At 71.7% G+C, this 23,315-nt stretch carries 1 protein-coding gene (running past one end of the window); it reads left to right on the top strand.

Translation table 11 applies throughout. The features are described from left to right. Nucleotides 1-23,315 carry part of the coding region annotated (locus NB3_RS24215; RefSeq protein ID WP_443093675.1) for a WXG100-like domain-containing protein on the top strand (this coding region is incomplete at its 3' end). Its footprint begins 6,728 nt before the window's first position, so 23,315 of the 30,043 annotated nt are shown.

Below are 23,315 nucleotides of genomic sequence, written 5' to 3'. Positions count from 1 at the left end.
GATCGCCCGCGCGATGGTCGACCTGCATTCCCGCTTCCCGCAGGTCGATATCCGCCGCATCGGCATCGGCGACCTGCCGGACAAGGCGATCGCGGAGGCGAAGTCCGGGTACGAGGACGGGCACAACTACACCGAGTCGATCACGGTGAGCCCGAAATATGTCGCGAGCGCGCGAGACCTGCGGCAGACGATGACCGACCGGGTCGGCGACGGGCTGTACGACCGGGCTGTCCTGCGCAGGCCCGCGTATTCGATCGCCGTCCACGAGTTCGGGCACGCGCTGGAAGACGCGGGCGACAACGCCGCGCGGATCGGAGCCGAGGATCAGCTGCTCGACCACTACATGGACACCCACCCGGACAACCGGACGATGGATGGCTTCATGGCGTGGTTGCGCGCCGACCTCAGCGGCTACAGCCTGACGTCGCAGGGAATCGACTCGTCGGAGGCGCTGGCCGAAGCGTTGGTCCGAGTGGTGACCCACGGCCGCGACAATGTGCCCGAGCCGGTCCGGATGCTGTACGACCGGCTGGTCGAGGCGGTGGAGGGTGACGCGCGGCTGCTCGGCGCGCCGTTCGACGACGAGTGGTCGCGGCTGGGTCCGGCGGAGGTCGGGGAGAAGCTGCGCGACACGCTGCGCCGGATCACGGGCAATGGCGAATTCGAGGTCTCCGGTTTCGACCGGCCCGGCCTCAACGGCGAGGTGCTGCGGGAATACGCCCGGTCGATGGTCGAGATGTTCGAGCGGAACCCGCGGGCGAGTCTGCGCCGAATCGTCGTCGGCGACCTGCCGCGGGGCGTCTTCGCCGAAACCGGGCAGTTGATCGATCACGCCACCCGGCGGGTGTACGCGGACGACCTCGTGATCAACGAACGCTATGCGGCGAGCGCGACGGAATTCCGCAAGGCCGTCGAGCAGAGCGTCGAATCCGGATGGTTGCATTCGGGCGCCACGCGCAGGCCCGTCCATGCGATGGCGGTACACGAGTTCGGCCACATCCTCGACATCGGCAGCAGCGGCTACGCCCGGCGTAAGCTCGACGCCGCACTGCTGAACCACTACCTGACGAAGCAGCTGGGCGAACCGACCACCGAGGGCTACCTGGCTTGGCTGAAGGACAATCTCAGCGGGTACAGCTTCGACAAGTCCGGACTGCTCGATCCGGCGGAGGCGCTGGCCGAGGCGTTCGCCGAAGTGCAGTCGCGGGGCTACTCCCGGGCCGGCGAACCCGCGCGCGTGGCCTACGGCCTGCTGCGTGAAGCGGTCGACCGCGGTGGCCGTCGTGGGTGGCTCGGCCGGTTCATGGACGGGCTGCGGCTGGAGCGGTTCATCTCCCGCACCGATTCGGGCGGGGGCGGCCGCGAGTCCGTCGACGCACCGGAAACTGTTCAGCGGCACGCCGTTCGGGTAGACGAGCCCGGCCACGAGCCGCGACGCGAAACCGAGCTGCCGTCTATCGGCCGCACCGAGCCGGTCGACGCCAGTGGCGACGAGATCGGCGCGCGTGAGCTGGTCCGCCCGGACGACGGACAACCGAACGGCTGGCACCACCGCCCGATCGATGTGGCCGCCGCGGAAGTACGGCAAGTGCTGGCGCGCAGCGAGATCGGCAGGCAAGCGCTCACCCGGCTGCGCGATCTCGGTGCCGCCATCCGGTTCGAGGAACCCGGCGACGGTCCCGGGCAGCCGGACGGGTTCGACGGGCGGACGATGGAAGTGTTCATCGGCACCCGTGGCCGCGACCAGCTGGCGCAGGCGGCGGCGGTCGTGCGGGCGGCGGAGCTGGCCGGTGCGGTCGCCGAGGGCAGGCTCGAGGTGAGCCCGGCCCGCATCCGCGAGCTGAACCGGGCCGATCACGTCGCCGCGCGGGTCCGGGTGGAGGCCGAGGCGCTCGGCCGCCAAGCCGAATTCCACCGGGAGATGCGCGCGGCCGGTTACGACCCGTACGGCGGCCCGGTGCGCGATGTGGTCGATGCCGCGCAGCGCAGCGCGCTGGAATCGGCCTACCTGGATGTCTTCGATGCGCCGGATCGCTCGTCTCCGGTGGACAACCCGGTGCACCGGGCGATCCGGGACGCGGAAGCGGCTCGGCTGGCCGCTCGGCGTGACGCCGTGGCCGCGGCGGTGGACGCGGCGCGTGTTCTGCGTGCGGAGGCGGCGCGTGGCTTGGCGGGCGACGGGGAACTGAGCACCCGCGCCGCGCTGGCCGACACCATGGAGCAGTTGCACGGCCGGACGGTCCGGATCGACCAGGCGAGCGCCTGGCTGGACCGGTTGTCGGAGCTGGAGCGGGCGGCGCTGCGGGTCATCGATCTCGAGGAGGTGCTTGCCCGTTCCGACGCGGACCTGCGTCACGTGCTCGATCTGGACTCCCCCGAGCGGCAACCGCATTCGAGCGCTGATCCGGCACGACGCCGCGCCGCCGCCGTGGACGAGGTGCTGGCAGATTCGCGGTTCGACGACCCGGAGGATCCACGCAAGGGAATCAGCGGCAGGCACGAGGCGGGCGAGGAGTGGGACGCCGCGCAGCGCTCGCGCGCACCCGAAGGGACGACCGAATACGCTCCATCCGATCTCGCGACGGCCCGCGAACTGGAACGGCTCCAGCGGGCGGAGGCGGCGGCCAAGCGCGAGTCGGCGCGCATCGAATCCGACTGGGATCGCGCATTCCGGCGGCTGAAGGACGGATTCAACCTCTCGGACGACGAGATCCCGGCCACGCGGCAGGAGATCTTCGACCTGCTCCGGGAACGGTCCGAGCGCATCGACATCTGGAACGGCGCCGCGTACGTGCGATTGCTCGCGGAGTTGACCGCACAGCACGCGCGGGTGACCGCGGACCGGGCCCGCATCCGGGGCGAGATCACCGACCTCGTGCGGCGGGACCTGTCCGGGCTCGTAGGCGACCCCACCGACATCCGGGTACACCTCGACGAATCCGGTGACCTGCGCGTCCTTCGAGACACCACCGACGCGATGGACACGCCGACCGATCCGCCCCGCAACGGGGCGGGCGAGGGGATACGCCAGCCGACGATCACCGAGCACGCGGGCACACTGCTGAACCGGGCACTGGTCGAACTCAGCGGCAGCCCGCAGGGCAGATGGGCCGCGACCATGCTCGAGCGGCTCGGCGTCGACATCCGCTTCAGCACCGAATCCGAGGCGAACATCGTCCGTCTGGACAGCGGGCGATACAACCTGCGCCCGGCCGCGGGATACGACCCGGTGACCGATACCGTTGTGCTGGATTCCGGTTCCGGGGCCGAGCGGCACGCCGCAGAACTGGTGCGGGCGGCGCGGCTGGCCGAGCAGGTGCACGAGTCGGCGGGCGAACCGCTGGCGCGGCTGGCCCTTTCCCGTGACGAGTACGTCGACCTGATGCTGGACCGGATGGCCGAGGCGCACGCGCTGATGTACGCGAGCAACGCCGACGAGACCGGCAGGACGGATCTGAACCGGATCGGTGTCGACGACCTGGAACGCGCCTACGCCAAGGCATACGACGACGCGCTGAAGTACGCCGAGAAGACGTACTGGAAGTCCGGCGTCGTCCGGTCCTACCCGCTCTACCACCGGGCCGCCTTCCGCGCCGGTGTGCGCGCGGTGCGCGAGCACCTCAACCACCTCGGGCCGCAGGTCGACTGGCGAAACTACGGTGACCACTTCGGCGCGGCATGGGACCGGGCGCACGGCATCGCGCCGACCGATCGCGTCGCCGATACCGGCGCACCCGCGCGCGACACCGCCACCAGGGTCGCCGAGCGCGCGACGCATGTCGCGCTGGAGATCGAAAGCTTGCTCGTGCTGCGCGATCTGGGCGATTACGTCCCGGTCAGCCCAGCCGAACGCGCGTACACCGAGGCTTACGACAAGGCGTACCCCAAGGCGGAGAAGGCGCATCGCCGCAACCCCGAGGCCCCGCCGCCGGAGGAGGCCGCCTACCGGGCGGGCCGCGAGGCGGTACGGCGCTATCTCGGCCGGGTCGGATTGGACCGGGCCGAGATCGCCCTCGATGTGGTCCGCGCCGCGGGCAACGAGGACGAGTCGCGCTGGGGCCATCCGAAGGCGCGCGAGGACGAAATCACCCAGCGTGCCGACGACCACGCGCCCCGCGAGATCGGGCGCGCCGACGACGCCGACCTCGCCCGCCGCGTTCTCGACCAGGAATTCGACAGCGAGCCGCATCCCGAACGGCTCACCGATCGCGTCGCGCGCTACCCGGCCGATTCCGAGCCGGGGAGGCGGCCGCGTCTGGTGGTCGTCGCCGAACCCGGGCAGCACCTCGACGCCCTGCGCGAACTGGCCGCGAGCCACCCCGAACTCGCCGACGTGCTCTGGGACCGTTCGCACTCTCTCGACTACCGCGAGGCGGTGCGCGGGGCGGGCGGCCTGCCGACCATGCACCACATCACCGTCGCGGCGGCGGAGGGGCCGTACCGGCACCCCACCAGGGGCGAAGCGCTCACCCAGATGCTGGCGCACTATCTGCGCTACCGGGCCGAGGGCCGGACCCACCTCGGGTTCGAGGAGTGGCTGAAACAACTCGGCTCCGAGGCGTTCTACACCGCCGAAGACGCAAAACAGGCCCGCGGTACCCGCCACCAGGGCTTCCGCGTGCCTGGCAGGCTGACCGAGGGTTTCCACGAGGCGGGACACCGCACCGCGGCAGCCGCCGACCCGCCGTTGACGCCGCCGCATCCGGCCGAGGTCGCGCACCGGTTGTACACCCGCAGGATCCCGCTGCCGAGCGATCCAGGCATCCCGCGCCCGTCACATCACCAGCTGGAAATCTTCCGGGTCGGCTCGACGATGCTGAGCATCCACCTGGAGCCTGACGGCAACGGCGGCTGGCGCGTGCCCGCTCCGCTGTCGAACGGATCGGAATCCGACGTCCTTTCCACGCATTTGCAGGGTCTGGCCGCGCCCGATCGGAAAAAGCTGGTCGCCAGGATCATCGAGTTGCTCGCCGACGGATCCACCGACTTGGCGGATCGCGGCAAGCCGCGCAGCAGGTTCGGCCGGTTCATCGATCGGCTCACACCGAGCAGGACGAGCGCGCCGGAAGGCGAACAACCGCCACGCGACGCGGGCGCCGATCCGCACGGCGATCGGGACCGGATGGCGGACGAGTCCCCGCGCGGTTCCCATCCGGAGGACATCCCCGCGGACCTGCCCGACACGGAGGTGCTCGGCGCCCCGGCCGCGGACGAGTGGTCGCAACTGAATCCGCACGAGACCGGCGAGCTGTTGCGGGACCGGCTGCGCGAGGCCACGGGCAATCCGGGGTTCGAGGTGTTCGGCTTCGACCGGCCCGGCCTGAATCCCGAGGTCGTGCGCGAATACGCCAGAGCCATGGTCGAGTTGCACCAGCTGTTCCCGAACGTCGACCTGCGCGGTGTCGGCATCGGCGAGCTGAGGCGGGGCGAGCTCGGGTGGGCCGACGGTCAGATCGACGACGTCACCAGGAAAATCTTCACCAGGGCGATCGTCCTCAGCCACGAGCACGCGACGAGCGCGCGGGCCTTCCGTGCGGCGGTGCACAACGCCGTCGGCAACGACCAACTGAAGCCGATGACGCTGCGGCGGCCGGTCTTCGCCGTCGCGGTGCACGAATACGGTCACGTGCTCGACCACGCAGGTGGTCTCGCCGCGCGGAGGCTTGCGGAACGGCATCTGCTCGAGCTGGCCGCCGCGGACCCCGACGGCGATTTCGGCCAGTGGCTGCGGGAGCTCAGTGGCTACAGTCTCGACGAGGACGGTCTGCTCGACGATCACGAGGCGGTGGCAGAAGCTTTCGCCGAAGTCGTTCTGCGCGACCATTTCGGTGATCTGGGTCCGGCGAGTAAACCGGTACGCGCGCTGCACGATCTGCTGCTGCACCACGCGCAGCGGCCGGGCGAGATCGGCCACACCGCCGACGCGCCGACGAACGATCGCCTGGTCCTCGACACCCACGACGATCAGGTCCGCGACCTGCTGCGGCAGACCGATTACGGCAAGCAGATCCTGGCGAGCCTGGACAACGGCCCGATCCGCACCGGCTACGAGGACAGCGCGCCGGACGGGCGCACCGGCGAGTTCCGGCGTCGCGAATTGTCGGCGCTGGCCTTCACCGCGGGCAATTCGCACGTGCGGCAGGCGCTGGCGCTGGCGCACGAATCGCTGCACGCGCAACGCCATCTCCAGCGCACGACGGCGAACACACCGGAGCGCATCCGCGCGATGTCGCGGGAGGAATTCGTCGACGCGATGGTCGAGGAGGAGGCCGCCGCGAGCGGCAGGCACTTCCGGTTCGCGGCGGAGTTGCGTGGGCTCGGCTACGAGATCCCGGAGCATCCGCTCGAGCAGCACTATCGCGAAGCCTTCGATCGAGAGTTCGCTCGCAGCCGCTGGGACAACAGCGCCGAGGCCCACGATCTCGGCGTCGCGGCGCTGCGCGAGCCGCTCGGCCGGACCGAGTGGAACAACGGGCGCGACTACGCCGAGTACTACGGAAACATCTGGGACGAGGCCAATGTCGGCCGCGGCGGCGCGGCGGAGGCGGGCAGGCATCATGCGTTCTCCCCGACCACCGCGGACGAACTGTGGCAGGGCGCGCTGACCCGCCAGGACGCCAGGCTGCGGGCGCGGGAGGCGGACGCCGAGTTCGCCCGCCGGGCCGAGGCGGTGTTCGGCACCCGTGATGTCTCCCGGTCGCAGATCGAGCGGGCGCTGCGCGAGGCGCAGGACGCGGCCACCCGGTCGGAACACGACCCCGATCTGTTGCGCAGACAGCACGATCTGCGTGTCCTCAGCGACGCGGCGGATCGGCGCGATCAGGCCCGTTTCCGACTCGAGGGACAGCGGCACAGTCTCGCGGCACTGGCCGCGCGCGGCGTGCTCGGCGCGGCCGTTCGCGGCGAGCACGCCGCCCGGGTGCTGACCGATCACGTCGCTCATGTGCCCGGCGAGCCGGACCGGTTGGTGATCGCCGCGGAAGCCGGTGACCACGAGCGGGTCATGCGGGAAGCCGAGCGCCATCCGTTCGCCGCCGCGCTGCTCGGCCGCGACGACGTCGCCCGCCGGTTCCTCGAGGTGGAGATCGATGACTTCGGCCGTGTGCTGGTTCGTTCCGTGGACGAGCCCGGTCCGGCCGCGCCGAGCGATCACGTCGCCGAGGTCGCGCCGCGTGATCTGGCCGGGACCGCGGCGGCCGAGCGGACCGCCCGCCTGCGCGCGGAGCTGGCCAGGACCGAGATCGGCAGGCAGATCGATCGGGCACTGACCGAGCACAAGGTGCGGGTGGAGTACGAATCGGGCGCGCCGGATCGCTACTACCCGGCGCAGCGGCGATTGGTTCTCGACCCCGGCCTGACCGACACCCGGCAGCTGCTCGCGCTGGTGCGCGGCGGCACCCTCGCCGACCTGGCCCATGCGCCGGACCTGCCCGACGCCGCCCGGATGCGGACGCAGTCGTCGCGCCGCGCGTACGTCGGCGCGATGCTCGACCTGGAGACCGCGGCCCGCATCATGGAATTCGCCGCCGTCGGCGAACTGCGCGCGGCGGGGCACGACATCCCCGAGACCGAACTCGAGCGGGTGTATACCGAGGCGTACGACACCGCGCACGCGGCCGCCAGGGCGGCGGAGCCGAACGCCTGGCCCGAGGATCTTCAGGACAAGGCCCGCGAGGCCGCGTTCGAGGCGCTGCGCCCGCTGATGGACGCGGAGCCCGTCGGCCCGGATCAGACCTACGCCGATTTCTACGGCGAAGCCTGGGACGCCGCGCACGGCGCGCGCTCGTTCGACCAAGTCGTCGCGGAGGCGCTGGTTTCCGGCGAAATCGGCTCGACCCTACTGCGCGAGGGCGATTCGGCGCACAGCGCAAGGAGCGTCGAGCTGGTCAGGTTCGGCAACGGCACCGAACTGATCCGCAAGATCGTCGTCAATCCGCGGCACGCCGTCGCCGAGGTGCTGACCGGGGTGCTCGGCCGGGCCGTCGACGCACCGGTGCCCGAGTCGGTGCTGCACGAGCCCACCGTCATCTACCAGCAGGTGATGGCGGGTGAACCGGCTGGGAACCGGCACCGCGACTTCGCCGATCCGCACCAACTCGGGTACGCCGATTCGATTGCCGGACGCGCCCTCGGTCTGCTCGACACCATGGTCCGGCCGCCGGACCGGGATCGCTTCGGCTGGCTCGCCGGGCCGGACCGTCAGCCGTCCGGCCTCGACCACAGCCGCGCCTTCGAGAACAGCGCCGAGGCCCGCGACGCGGTGAGCCCGTTCGCCGAAGGATTCCTCACCCGCGACGCCGACGGCGGCGTGCGCTATCGCGACAACGGGCTGACCCGCGAGGCCGTCGACATCCTCATCGAACGCGTCGCCGCGCTGCGGCCCCAGTTCGAGCGCTACGGCCGCACCGACTGGCACGACCTGGCGTTGGAACGGCTGGCGCGGGTACGCGAGCACGCGCGTGACATCGTCCCCGGTCCGCCGCCCGACGCCGCCACTCCGCTCGGCGACGACCACACCGCGGTCCGCGAATACGACAGACGCAACACCTGGCTCTACCCCGACGGCGAAGGCGGCATCCACGCCACCGTCGACGGCGAGGGCGTGCTGCGCGTCCGGATACAGCCCGCCACCAGGCCGCGCGACGGCGCGGGCCTTTTCCGCAGCGCGATGTCCGAACTCGGCCACTTGGTGACCGAGATCCGGGGCGAGTGGCACCGGGAAGGTGGCCCTGGAGCCGACCCGGACCTCTACCGAACGCCCGAGGAAACGCTGCGCGACACCCTCCTCGGCGAGCTGGCCGCCGAGTACGGCTTCACCGAAATACGCGTCGAGCCAGGGGATCCCGCGCCGACAGCGCGATTCACCGAGCCGGAGTTCGCCGGGCCGGACACCCAATCGCCGCCGGACGACACCGGAGCGCACGAGCGGACCGACGACAACGAGCAGCAACCAGCGGCGGACCAGACGGAGCCCACCGAGGTCCGCGGCGAAGACCTGTGGCAGCTGACCCGGATCGACACCGAATCCGCCGAAGTGTGGCAGCTGCTCGAACAATCCGCCGTCGGGCGGGAGGCGGCGGAACTGCTGCGCGCGGAGGGCGCCCGGGTGCGGTTCGCCGACCTCGGCGACGAGATCGGAGCGGCCGACGCCTTCGACCGCCGCACGATGGACATCCTGCTCGACACCCATGACCGCGGACAGGTGGAGCTGGCGAGCGAACTCGTGCGCTTGGCCGCGCTGACCGAAGCGATTCGCGCAGGGGAGGTCGAGGTCACGCCGTCCCGGATCCGGGGCATGACGCGCGCGGAGTACGTCGCGGCGCAATTGCGCGCCGATGCCGTGGCCACCGGCAGGCAGGCGGAATTCCTGCGTGAGCTGGAGAACGCCGGGTATCCCGGCCGGCCGACCGCGCTGGCGCCGGTGGAGGTGAACTATCAGCGCGCGGTGCGTGAGCAGTACCTCGACGCCTACGACGCGGCTGTGGCCAGGGCGAACGACCCGGCCCTCGATGCCGAGCAGCTGCGCGAACTGGGACGAGCGGCGGGTGTCGACGCGTTGCTCGCCGGAGACCTGTTCGACCCGCCGTGGTCGGAGGAGGAGAGCGCCAGCGCGCGCAGCACGCACGGCCGGGACTGGGACGCCGCCCAGCAACACGAGCCCTCCGCGGGTGAATACCGCCCGGCGACCGCGGCGGCCGCGCGCGAGACGCAGGAACTCGTCCGCAGGCACGCGGCCCACACCAGGGAGATCGGCCACATCGACGCGGTGTGGGATGAAGTGGTCCGCAAACTCGACGGATTCGATCCCGAGCACAACGTCCTCGACCGCAGGGCGCTGGCGCAGGACCGGACGGATGTGCTGGCCCACCTGCGCGACCTCGTCCGCAACCGGCGCGAACTCGGCGACGATCAGCTGGCCACGTTCGACGCTCAGGTGCGCGTCCTGAGCGAACTCGCCGTCGATCGCGGGCGCGCGGTGGCGGCGCGGGACGAGGTCGCCGTCGAGCTCGCGACGAGGGTCGGGCACGACCTGATGGACCGGCAGGTTCGCGAGGCCGGTGGCAGCTGGCTCACCGACCGGGTGGCGTGGCTGCCCGGACGGCCGCCGAAGGTGTTCGTCGCGGAGACCGGTGACCGCTTCACCCGGGTGACCGGCGACGAGGCGCCCGACACGTCATTGCGCCACACCCTTGTGGTGGAGGATGTTGTCGCCGATCGGGTTTGGGTGGACGTCGACGACTCCGGCACGGTGCGGTTGCGGCGCGAGCAGACCGATCCTTCCGCGGTCTGGTCCGAGGACGACGGCCACTGGATGCGCGAACGGACTTCGAGCCCGCCCCACGCTGTCGCTCGACCGGAGCGGCCCGCGTCCGGAGAACCGCTACCGGGCGACCACCTGGCCGACCGGCTCGACCGCGTGATGCGTGAACTGGACGGCGACAACCTGCGCAGCTACCGGAACATGCGCGGCGAGCGGGTGCGCGGCGACGGCAATTCCATCGGCCGGTGGGCCATGAGCGTCGTCGACCGGCTCGGCGTCGACATCCGGTTCACCTTCGACGACGCACCGGCCGCCCGCGACGGCAGGCAGCTGCTGCGGTCCGACAGTGGCTACGTGCCCTCCGCCGACAGCATCGTGCTGCATCAGAATTCGTCGGCGCTCGAGCTCGCCGAAGCGTGGGTGCACGCCGCCGCCATGGCCGAGCAGGCGCGGGCGGGCGACGGACCGCTGGAAAGGCTCACGCTGTCGCGCGACGAGTACATCAGCACGATGCTCGACCGCCAGGCCGAAGCGCACGCCAGGGCCTTCGAGTTCACCCGGGTTCGCGAGGAACGCAGGCGATACCAGAGCGAGCGGGACCGTACCGCCGACGAGCCGCGCACCGCCGAACACGACGACCGGCTGCGCGAGGTATTCGACGAGGCGCGCAAGAAGGCGCGCAAGATCGCCGCGCGGGCGTATCGCGGCAACTCCTCCGTGCGGCCGTCGATGCTCGACGCCGCGGCGTTCCGGGCGGCGGTACGCGAGGTGCGCGCCGCACTGGTCGAGCGCGGACCGTTGATCGACGGCGTCGACTACGCCAGGCATTACGCCGCGGAATGGGACCGGGCCAACGGATTCACCGCCGCCGACCTCGAACACGCCGCCGACCCGCACAAGGCGGACTCGCCCGAATTGCGACGGATGCGCACCGGTGACTTCGCTGTCGACATCGAAACCCTGCGCGTTCTGCGGGAATCGGGACGCTTCGTGCCCGTCGGCCCGGCCGAGACCGCCTACACCCAGGCCTATGACCGGGCCTACCGCAAGGCGTCACACGCCGACGACGGCGTGCCGCCCGAGCGTCGCGCGATGGACGCCGGGCTGACGGCGCTGCGCAAGTACGTCGACAAGGTGGGCCTGCCCGAGGCCGAGATCGGTATGGAAGTCGCCCGCTCCGCCGCGGACAACCACGGCCGCTACCAGCCGTGGCCGATGGCCGACGACCCGGCGGCGCCCGCGCGGAACACGCTCGTCGAGGCCGACGACTCGGCGGCTGCCCGGCGCGCGGTCAACGCACTGCTCGACCGGGATCCCGCCGGCGTCCGGCTGACCGAGCGCATCGCGCTGTTCACGGACGAGCGAGGCGTGCATCGGCTCGTCATCGCGGCCCAGCCGGGTGGGCACGTCGACGCGTTGCGCGAATTGGCTGTACGGAATTCGGCCTACGCCGACGTGCTGTGGAGCGGAACGCATCGCCTCGACTACCTCGCGGTCTCGCCGGAGGACGGCGGCACCCGCTGGCTGCCGGCGGCGGTGGCGGAGGGACCGTATCGCGCGCCCGACCGCTACGAGACGATGCAACAGTTCCTGGCCCATTACCTGCGCTATCGCGAGGCAGGCCGAATCGGTCTCGGCTTCGAAGCGTGGCTGCGTCAGCTCGGTCCCGAGATGTTCCACACGAAGCAGGACCAACGGGAGGCGGACGCGCACGAGGCCTACGAGGGCCGCCAGAACAAAGGTTCGCTGCGCAGCGACGCCATGACGAACTTCCGGACGGAACCGGACGTCGGCGAACCCCACCCGGCGGTGGTGGCCCACCGGCTGGCCACCAGGCAGGTGCCGCTGCCCGAGCCGGGCAGCGGACCGGGCGTGTCGTGGCCGCGGACCACGATGGGAAGCATCCGGATCGCCGATTACTCGTTCGGCATCGTGCTGGAGGCCGACGGAAATGGCGGGTGGCGCGTGCCCGCCCCGACCGGCGACGGCGGTTTGGACGACGCCTTCGGCAGGCTCTTCCGCGGCATGTCCGACAGCACCGTGAAGAAGCTGGCCAAGCGAATCACCCGTTTGCTCGACGACGGCGGGTCCGATCTGGTCCGGCGCGAACCCCGTGGGGCGTTGCGGCGCATGGCCGATCGGCTGCCGTTCGGCTCGCGCGACGACGCCACGGGCGCGATCGATGCGGGCGAGACCGAGCACCATCCGCCGCAATTCGACCGAGCCCGCACCCCCGACCCCGACGAGGGCCGCCGCGCCGAGGCGGACCGGCGGCAGGCCGTGCTGGACCGGCTGGCCGCGGAGAACCACGCCGCCGTGCGCGAACGCGATGCCGCCCGCGCGGCGGACGATCCGGAGCGGCTCGCCAGGGCCGAGGAACGCGTCGAGCGCATGGACCGCGCGATAGCGACCGCCTTGGAACGCGACGCCCTGCTGCGCGCCGATGCCCGGCCGATCACCGATCGGGTCGGCATTCTCGCGGGCGAGCCGCCGATGGTGCTGGTGGTGAACCTCGGCGGGACGGACCCCGCTCGTACCCTCGGCGAGGTCGCCGCACGGTATTCGGAGGTGGCGGACGCGCTCGCGCAAGGCGCGCGGCCGCGCGAACTGCGAGTCGACCCGGACGGCGCCATCCGGGTTGTGCCGATCGCGCCGCGCGTGGCCGCGACCGCAGACGGGGAGCCGCAGCACGCGGCGGCCGGGCGACGGTCCGATGTCTCGGCCGGGCCCGGTGACGCCGATGCGGTGAAGCCCGGCTCCGGCGAGGGTGACGCCGATACCGTGAAGCCCGGCTCCGGCAGGGGCGACGCCGAAACTGTGAAACCTGGCTCCGGCGAGGCCCGAACCGCGAAGCCCGGTCCCGGCGACAACGCCGTCAGCGCGGAGCCGGGCCCTGGCGACGACGCCGAAACCGCGCAGCCCTCGGCGGGCGATGGCGGTGCCGAAAAGCCGCCCACCGCAACTCTGTTCGCAGACAACCCCGGTGACGAGCCCGGCCCGCCATCGGACTGGTACTTCCGGATGCGGATCGAGCAGGCCGACTGGGAAGCGGACATGGCCGCCGACCACGCCGCTTGGCTGCGTGAGCTGACCGACGCGAATCCGGGCGACCGCTGGGCGCGCTTGCGCGCCGAACAGGCGGAATGGAACGCCCGCATGGCCGCCGACCGCGCGGCCTGGCTGCGCCTGGAGCAGGCGGAAAACGAGACTTGGACCGCGGGCTTGGAAGCGGACCGGTTGCGGCGCGCCGCCGACGCCGACCCGGACGATCCATGGGCGGAACTCCACGCGCAACAGGCGGAATGGAACGCCAGGATGGCGGAGGACCGGGCGCAGTGGTTGCGCAGGCTCTACACGCCCATCGGGACCGAACAACACGCCGATGCGGGCACACCGGCCGCGGGGTCGTCGGCACGGCCCCACTCCGCGTCACCGTCCGCCGCCACCCCGGAGGCGGGCACACCGGACACGGGGTCGTCGGTACGCCCTCACCCCGCGTCACCGTCCGCCGCCACTCCGGAGGCGGGCACACCTTCGCCCGGCGCGGATCGAACGCACCCCGGCGGAGCCGATGACGATCCGCGCGCCCGGATGACACCGGAGACCCGGGCGGAATACGACAGACGCGCGGCAGAACTGGAGCAGGCACTTGCCCGGCGCGACGAACTGCGCTCGCGGCGCGACGAGCTGGCCGGACGACTGCCGATCGATAATGCGCACGACTGGGCGGCCCTGCGCCCCGGACCCGACGGCCTGGACCGGACGCTGGAGGACCTGCGTGGGCGGACCATGCGGGTCGACGAGATGTCAGAACGTCTCGCCCGGATCGATGAGCTGGAACAGATCGCACGGGATTTCGCCGACGCGGATGCGGAAACCGCCCGCCTCGAAGCGGAACTCGCGGAGCTGGAACTGTCCACCACCCCGCTGGGCGAATACGACCGGCTCGTCCAGCAGCGCCAGGCGCTGACCCGCGAACGCGAGTTCTGGCGGGCCAAACGTGATGGCCGGGCCGCGCGCTGCGAGTCGTGGAACGACAACGTCGTGCTGGACGAGTCGGCACTGCGCGGTGATCAACTGGAGACCACCGTGTTGCGGCTGTACGAGGCCGCGAACGTCCGGACGATCGACGACATCGGCGGTCCCGACGAAGCGCCGCACACCGATCGGGTCGCGCCCGAGCCGCTGGAACTCGAGCATCGCAGGCGGACGATCGAGAAGCTCGCCGCGGCCGCCGAGCGGGTCAACCAGCTCGACGAGCGGATCCAGCAGGTGGACCAGCGGCTCGATCAATTGCGCGCGGCAGGCGTCGGCACGGAACGGTCCCGGCCGCAGGACGTGATCGACGCGCTGGAGCGGCTGGCCCAGCAGCGGGCCGACGCGCTGCACGAGGTGCAGCCGCTGCGGCACGAGCGCGACGACCTGGCTGCCCGTCTGGGCCTGCTGGACCAGGACGGACGAGTCGATCAGGCGGCCTGTGAGCCGGAGCGGCTGGACCGGACCGTGGCGGATCTGCGCGCGGCGGTGCGGGACGGGCTCGCCGACGGCACGCTCTCCGACGAGGAGGCCGCCGCTCGCCGCCGGGACATCGCCGCGTTCGACGCCGTCGCGTGCGAGGTGAACGACGCGCACAACGCGATCGGCCGCATCCAGGACGACATGGCCAGGGTGGCGGGCGCGTACCGGGACATCGTCGAGCGCATGGGCGGCCGGATGGTGACCGACCGGGTCGGCATCATCGAGGGCGAGCGGCCACGCATCCTCGTGTTCGGTCCTCGCCCCGATCCGGCCGCGCCGCGCGCCGATCACGACGCCGCTCTGACCGATGCCCTGCGCCGCAGTTCCGAAGTGGCACAGGCGATCGTGCGTCCGGAGACCACGGTCGACTACCGTCACGTGCTCGCCGACCGCGAGGACAACGTGGGGACCCACGACGCGGACCCACCCGAGATCGAACGGTTGAGTACCGGGTGGATCGGCGGCCGCCGCTTGGACATCACCTCGTGGCGCGACGCCGACGGAGTCTGGCACCGCGTCGATCCGACCCGGCCGGACTGGGAATTCGGGCGCGACCGTGGCGAACTGCCGAAGAAGTACTCGCCGAAGGAACTGCCGGACGGCGTCAGCGGGTGGGCGATGGAAGACGTCGTCAACGACATCACCCTGCCGACCGACGACGTCCCGCCGGGCATGATCCCGGAGAGCACCCTCCCGCTGCACATGCCGCAGGCTCCTTCGCGGTACGACACCTCGGGCGTCGACGAGAACGACATATTCACCCAGCACTGGGGCGGCGATTCGTACAACGTGGTGCGCCTGCTGCTGATGGCGGCGCAGGTGCCGAAGCATCCGGCGGTGAAGGCCTGGATCCAGCGTCATCCGGAGATCGGCGAATGGGTACAGGCGCGGCCGTGGCTGCGGCGTGTGCCGCCGTTCGGCACGGTGTTCCGCAACTACGAATGGTTCGCCCCGCCGCAGCGCAACATCCAGCCGATGCACCGGCCGTGGGATACCGCCGACCATGTGCCGCCGGGCGACCGGGTCGAGATTCCGGAGGGCCTGCGGCGCGAGTGGGACCGCGACATCGCCGCCTGGCAGCGGGTCCAGGATTGGGCCGACGCGGAATACGAGCGGTTCCTCGCCGACGACACCGACCTCGACCGGATCGCCGACGGCCTGGACCGGCATCGGCGCGCCGAGCGGGGAACCCGGGCGCGCGAGGTGGTCGACGTGGTCGCGCGGCTGGTCCAGCGGCAGCCGGGCATCGACCCGCTCGGTGACGTCGAGGCGCAGCTGCGGCGCATCCACGACGACGTCGACCGGGTGGCGGGCGATCTGGCGGACCGGTTCGCCGTCGACGACCCCGAGGCGATTCGCGACACGGTGGAGGACATCCGCGAACTGCTCGCGGGCGGTGGCGATCCCGAACAGATCGCGACGGCGCTCGCCGAGCACATGCGCGACGACGTTCCCGCGTTCACCCGCGAGGAACTGGCGCGCATCAAGAACCACCTGATGGTCGACGAGCATCGGGTACGCGACCACAGCGATCCGCACGGCCGGTACGTGCACACGCGGATGGATCGCTTGGCCGATGTCGCGGAGGCCTGGCGCCGCCTGATCGACGGCGCTGCGCTGCCACAGGATTTCGTGCTGCTCCACGACATGCTCGCCGAGGCGCGATTCCTGGACGACAATCCCGGCGCGAGCTGGCAGCAGGCCAACGCGCACGCGATCGCGCTCGGCTACCACTGGGACGCCGATCGCCCGCCGTTGACCGATTGGCGCGCGGGCATCCCGTACGCTCCTGCTCCGCTTCCGCCGAACCCGGGCTATCTGCCTCCCGCATCGGGCGCGACGCCCGCGCGGCCCCATGGCCCCGGCCCCGCGGAAGGACCTCGCGGCGGCGATCGTCGTCCGTCCGCCGAGGACGAGCCGTCGCGTCCGCGGGAAGAGGACACTCCCGCACCGGACGTCGACGGCGGCGCGCAGAAACCACCGGAGGACCCACCCGCTCCAGCACGGCCGGACGAGCCCGACGAGCCCGACGACTCGGGCGACGGCGAGCGGGGCGTGCCGCCGACCGACCGTTCCGAGGGCGAGCCGGACGCGGCGAAGGCGTCGCCCACTGCCCGTCCGGACGAACCCGGTCGAAGTGCGTCGGACGACCCGCGAAACGCCGCCCCTCAGGAGGACGAGCAAGCCGATCCGAGCGCACCGGAACACCCCGGTGCGGAGCCTCGTCAGCCGACCGATCCCGCCACCGCGCGGGACGACGCGCACCAGGCGCTCGCCGAACTGGACGAACTCGAGCGCCGAATCGACCAGCAACTCGACGACCTGCTGCGCCGAGCGGGTGCGGAGCTGGACCGGATCGAGCAACGCGCTCTCGACCGCTTGGCCGAAATCGAAGCCGAGGTCGCCGAACGGCCCGACCAAGGCGTCCCGGCCGACGGCGAACTCACGCCGCTCGAATCGCCCACGGTCCGCCCTGGAGCGGAGGCCTCGGCCGAGGCGGCGTTGGAGCGCATCCGCGCGGGGTTCGATGACGCGGCCCGCCGCACCGACGAACGATTCGACGAACTGCTTCGTGACACCTTCGCCCAACTCGACGCGATCGCGGCGGACCTCGATCGGCACTTCGACGCCGCCGTCGCCCGGCTGGACCGACTCGCCGCCGGACCGGTCGACGTGGTGCACCCGTCGCCGGAGGCCCAGGCACTGGACGAGCTGCACGCGCGTCTGGTGACCGAACTGGACGACATCCATCGCCGCGCCATGGACCGCCTCGCGGACCTCGAGCGCGAACTCGATGAATTCGCCGCCGCCCCGGTCGATCCGAATACCCCGCCCAGCACATCCACCGCGGCGACTCCGAATGCCGCAGCACCGATTTCGCATGGAGCCGATCGCCCGAGCGCCGGATCGACGCGCACGCCGGGCGATCCGACAGCCCGGTCGGCTGAACGTGACGCGGCGGAGCGGGAGTTGGCGGATGCGCAGGCCGATCTCGCGGATGCTCGTCGTGGTTTGCCGGTGAATGATGCGGATCTGACGCGGGATGCGTTGGACGACGCGCTCGATGCCCTGCGTAGGCGCACGATGCGGGTGGATGAGCAGGCGGCGTGGCAGGAGCGGGTTGCGGAGTTGGAGCGTGCCGCGCGGCGCGTGTTCGACGCCGAGGACGAATCGGCTCGGGCCGAGGATGCCCGTGCGCAGGCCACTCGGGTCGCGCGGCCGCTGCCGAAAGATGCTGGTGAAGAGCCGGTTTGGCGTGTGGGCGCTGCGAAGGCCGACGGACCGGTGCGTTCGGACGCCGACCTGGAACGCGCGCAGCCGGACACCGGGCCGCCAGCCCCGGCCGATCCGCAGGCCGAGGGTGCCGGTGGGGAGCCGCCATCCGGGCCGCCGACGAATGCCGAGCCACCGGCCGACAGCCGTCCGGAAGGCGCGCGCCACACCGGCAACCCGGTCCGCGATGTGCTCGCATTCCTTCGCGAACAGCGCGATTGGCCGAACCAGCGCGAAGCCGAACCGCTCACCGAGGCCGAGACCGAACATGTTCGCCTGCTCGCCGAGGCACTCGGTCTCGACGAGAGGTTCACCGCGCTGCGCGATCCGCTGGCCGCCTTGGCCGAACTCGCCGAAATGGCGCGGGCCCGAGGCTTCCTCGCCGATGCCGACGGTCCGCGCATGCGTTACCCGGACGATTTCGAACCGCTCACCAGCGAGGAACGTTACGGTCACGAGCAGTACTGGCTGGCCGAGGCGCCCGACGACGGCCTGCGTGCCGTCCAGGACGACCTGCGCAGCGCGGGCTTGCCGATCGAGCAACCGCGGCCCCCGCGATTGCCCGCCGCTCCAACGAACCCGGATGCCTCGCCTCCCGGGCGTCCGGCCGCCGCCGACCCGGCACGCCTGTCCGCGCAACGGGACGCGGCAGCCCGCGAATTGGCCGACGCACGAGCGGAACTCGCGGACGCTCGGCATGGCCTGCCGGTCAACGACGCGGACCTGACCCGGGATGCGTTGGACGATGCGCTCGACGGTCTGCGTGGCCGCACGTTGCGGGTGGATGAGCAGCAGCCGTGGCAGGACCGGGTCGCGCGGCTCGAGGATGCGGCGCGACGGGTATTCGATGCCGAGGACCACCTGGCGCGGGCCGAAGACGCGGTGCGTCAGGCCGACCCTGCGGCCTCGATCCGTTCTGCGGCCGATGCAGAGCAGCTGTCCGCGCAGCGTGACGCGGCGGCGCGTGAGCTGGCCGACGCTCGCGCCGATCTCGCGGACGCTCGGCGCGGCCTCCCGGTGGACGACGCGGATCTATCCCGGGATGCGTTGGATGATGCGCTGGATGCCCTGCGTGGCCGCACCTTGCGGGTGGATGAGCAGCGGCCGTGGCAGGACCGGGTCGCGGAGTTGGAGCGCGCCGCCCGCCGCGTCTTCGACGCCGAAGCGGAAGTCGTTCGGCTAGAGGATGCCCTCGCGCGGGCCACGCGGGCGGCCGAGCCGCACTCGGATGTGAGCCGAGCTCGGCCTGCCGAAGACACGCAGGTTCAGGAGCCGTCCGCTCGCGTCCCGCGCCCCGAACCGATCGACCGGACCCGCGACCGGCTCGCGCGTCGCTTCGGACTCGACGATGCCGATCTGTCCCCGGAACACCTCGGCGCGACCATGGCCGACCTGCGCTACCGAAACCTGCTGCAAGCGGGCACGGTCGAGGCGCTGGCGGCCGCCACCGAGCGGGCGCGTGGCACGCAGCATCCGGACTTGCGCGCGCAGATGCGGGAGACCCGCGACGCGTGGGCACGGCGGCTGCGCATCGATCCCGCCGATCTGGATCGCGATCCGGTCGGGACGGTGGAGCGGGCCCGTGGTGCGGTGCGCCGCGACGCGCAAGCCATCGCCGATCTCGCCGACGCCGTCCAAGCGGCGCGCAGGCAGACCGGCGCCGAACCACCCGAACCGGGGGAGACCCGCCGCTACACCCTCGAGGTCGATGGCGAGCGCGTGCCCGCGCGGCTGGTCGCCGACGACAACGGCGGCTGGCGGGTCGAAGCGGCCGACCGTCTCGACGCACCCGAACCGGCGGACACCACCGTGCCCGCACCGCGGCGCCCGGAGCGGCCGAAGTCGCGGCTGCGTCGCCTGTGGGAGGCGCTGACGGCGGGGTATGTCGGCGAGAGCCCGAAGTACCCGTCGGGCTCCGGCATCGACAGCGCGGGCCAGTCACTGCTCGCCCACGAAGCCGGGCTGCCGCTCACCAAGCACTACGATCCGACTCCCGCGCCCGGCGACGAATACGAAGTGATGCAGACGAAGTTCAGTCCGGTCCGCATCCTCAAGGAAGCCGTCACCATGTGGCGCAAGCGGGAACTCGTTCCGTTCCTGAAGCGCCTGACCTCCCGGGTAGCGAGCCCGGCCGCCGAGTACGGCACACCCATCGCCCGCGACGGCGAGGAGTACCGGTACTGGTTGGAGGAGGCCGATCCGGAACTGGTGCGCCGCGAACTCGGGGTGGAACTCGAGGAGCTGAAGCGACAGGCCGAGGACGCCGCCTATGCGCTCGCCGCAGCGGAGACCACGCCGGAACCCACCGACGGCGAGACGCCCGACGTCACGCCGGAACCGTCCATGCGACCCGGGGAGGAGCTGTCCGCGAGCACCGGTGAACTCGCGGACTGGCTGCACGAGTTGTCCGAGGCGACGGTGCGGCGGCACGAACTTGCCGACGCCTTGGCGGACGCGGCGGATGTCCTTGGCGTCGATCTCGGTGAGCCCACCCCCGAGAACGTCCGCCGGGCCGTCGATCTGCTGCGGTATCAGCAGGTCCGCCGGATCGGCGCGCTCACCGGTCTCGCCGAGGCGTCCCGGCGGTACAACGCCGAGCACGAGCGGATCCCGTACAGCGACGAGGTCGGCTTCTTCGACGCCAACCCGATGAACCGCTTCCTCGGTGAGGTCGTGCGGGCCTTCGGCGGCAACCCGACCCTGCTGGACTGGCAGGGCGTGAACAACGGCGGTGAGCCGAGCCGCGAGTGGGGCGACCTCTACGACAGCGATCAGCCGGGCCAGGACCAGGGCCTGCGCGCGTTCTTCGAGAACGCGCTGCGTCGCGACCAGATCAAGGACGAGCGGGCAGTGTGGGCGCAGCTGCTCGGCACCGATCTGCACGCGCTCGACGTGCATCAGCTCGCGAACGCGCTCGCCGAGGAGATGGACCGGATCCGCGAGCACGCCCGCGGCCTGGCCGCCTTCCTCGCCGACGCCGACGAGTTCTTGCGGGCCGACGCCGCGGCCGACGAGCTCACCGGCTTGATCGGCGACATGGCCGGGCGGGACTGGGTGCTCGCGCGGGGTGGTGCGCTGCTGGAGGACGGCACCGGGCTCGGCCTGGTCCCCGGCGAACCCGGTGGGCCGATGCGGTTGGTGGTCGTGGACGGCAGACTGAACCACGACCGGGTCATCGCCGATGCGCTCGCGGCGCACCCGAGGCTCGCCGAGGCGGTCGACGAGGGCATCGTCGAGGTCCACTATCTGGTCACCGACGTTCAGCCGGACCGGATCGCGCTCGCCGACGGCGGGGCGACGCAGGTGCGTCACTTCACCGGTGCGGTCGATGGGCGTGCCTTGGACGTCACCGTGGTGAACGACGGCGACGGCTGGCGCGTCGTGCCGGATGCTCCTGTTGGCACCGACGCGCCGCCCGTCACGGACGAGACGCCGGAACCGTTGTCGCGAGCGGAGATCGGCGCCGCCATCGCCGACCTTGCCGAGCGCCTCGGCATCACCGAAACGGAGCTGAGCTCCCCGGACCTGCTGGCCCGGCGGCTCGCGGTGCTGCGCGACGAGAACGCCATTCGCGCGGGCCAGATCGAGGCGATCATCGACTACGCGCGCACCGCCTGGGACATCGACACCTATCACGAGGTCGGTGACGCGCGGAATGTGCTGGCGCACCGGCTCGGCCTGGACGCCGCGGACCTGACACCGCACCGCCTCGCCGAGGCCATGGCGGACCCGGATATCCGCAATGCCCTGCGGCAGCAGCGGGCCGAGGCGCTGGTGAAATACGCGAAGCTGTTGCGCGGCATGGACTCGGCCGCGATCGATGCCGCCAACGATCGGCTGGTCCGGCGCCTCGACGCTTTGCCGGGAACGGTCCGCATCACCGGTGTCGGCCGGTTGGGCGAGGTGATCGCCAACCTGTCGCATCGGCCGAACCTGCACCCCGACCTGGTCGACGCCCTCACGGACTACGCCGACGCGCTCGCGGCGGTCGATGTGTTCGATCCGCGGGCCCACGGCGACCGAGCGCTCGATCCCCGCGTCTCCGATGTCGAGTTCCCCGTGCACGACAAGGCGGTTCGCCACCTGCTGGAGGTCATCGGCGACGTCGTTCACCTCACCGAGGCCCCCGGCCGGCTCGGCATGCTGGACGGTGACACCGGCATCCCACCCGGCCCAGACCGCGGGGCCAGCCGGGACTTCGCGCGCTTGGTCGGCGTGGACCTGACCGACGCGGGCCCGCAACGGTGGGCCGAGGTCTACGAGGTCTACCGCGACGGAAAGCTCGACCAGAACGAGCGACTCACTCCCGCGCAGCTCGCCGAAGTGCAGGCCGCACTGCGCGCCGAGGTCGTCGCGCGCGCCGACGACCTCGCTGCCCTCACCGACCTCGTACAGCGCGCCGCCCGTGCCGATGTGGAAGTTCTCTCCGCGCAACGTGCGGCGGCGGAGCGGGAGTTGGCGGACGCGCAGGCCGATCTCGCGGATGCGCGCCGAGGGCTGCCGGTGAACGACGAGGATCTGACGCGGGATGCGTTGGACGACGCGCTCGATGGACTGCGTGGTCGTACGTTGCGGGTGGATGAGCAGGGGCCGTGGCAGGACCGGGTTGCGGAGTTTGAGCGTGCGGCCCGGCGTGTGTTCGATGCCGAAGCCGAGCTCGCCCGGGCGGAAGACGCTGTGCGCCAGTTCCGTTCGGAACAATTCACGCATCGTTCTCCCCAGGAGGGCGAGTCCGGTTCGCCGACGGCCCGCGGTGACGGTGAGCCGTCGCGCCGGGAGCGTGACGGTGGCGAGGATTCGTCGACCGGCGGAACTCGCGTACATCGCGCCGGTGACGAGGAGTCGTCGGGCGGTGCCCCCGACGGTGATTCGGAGCCGCCCGAAGGCCCGTCGGGCTCGGCTCCGGCGCGTCCCCGTTGGATGCCGCCGGACTGGGCGCTGCGCTCGCATATTCCGCACCCGCCGAAAGACTACGAGTCCGAGATGCCGGGTCCGTTCCTGAACGAAGTGGAACCGTGGCACGTCCCGATGCCGCAGTCGGAACCTCCGCAGCCGCCGACAACGCCGCAGCCGCCGACGCCCCCGGTCAAGCCCACGCCGCCGGTGTCGCCGACACCTCCGGTCAAGCCCACGCCGCCGATATCGCCGACACCCGCAGTGTCCCCGGTCCCACCGATACCCCCGGCCCCGCCGACGCCCCCAGCGCTGCCGGTGCCGCCGACGCCGCCGGTGCCGCCCACGCCGCCGGTGCCGCCGACGCTGC

This window comes from Nocardia beijingensis NBRC 16342 (assembly GCF_001612785.1).
GTDB classification, from domain to species: domain Bacteria; phylum Actinomycetota; class Actinomycetes; order Mycobacteriales; family Mycobacteriaceae; genus Nocardia; species Nocardia beijingensis.
The sequence above is the reverse complement of the archived record's forward strand: the minus strand, read 5'-3'. Positions and strand labels throughout refer to the sequence as shown.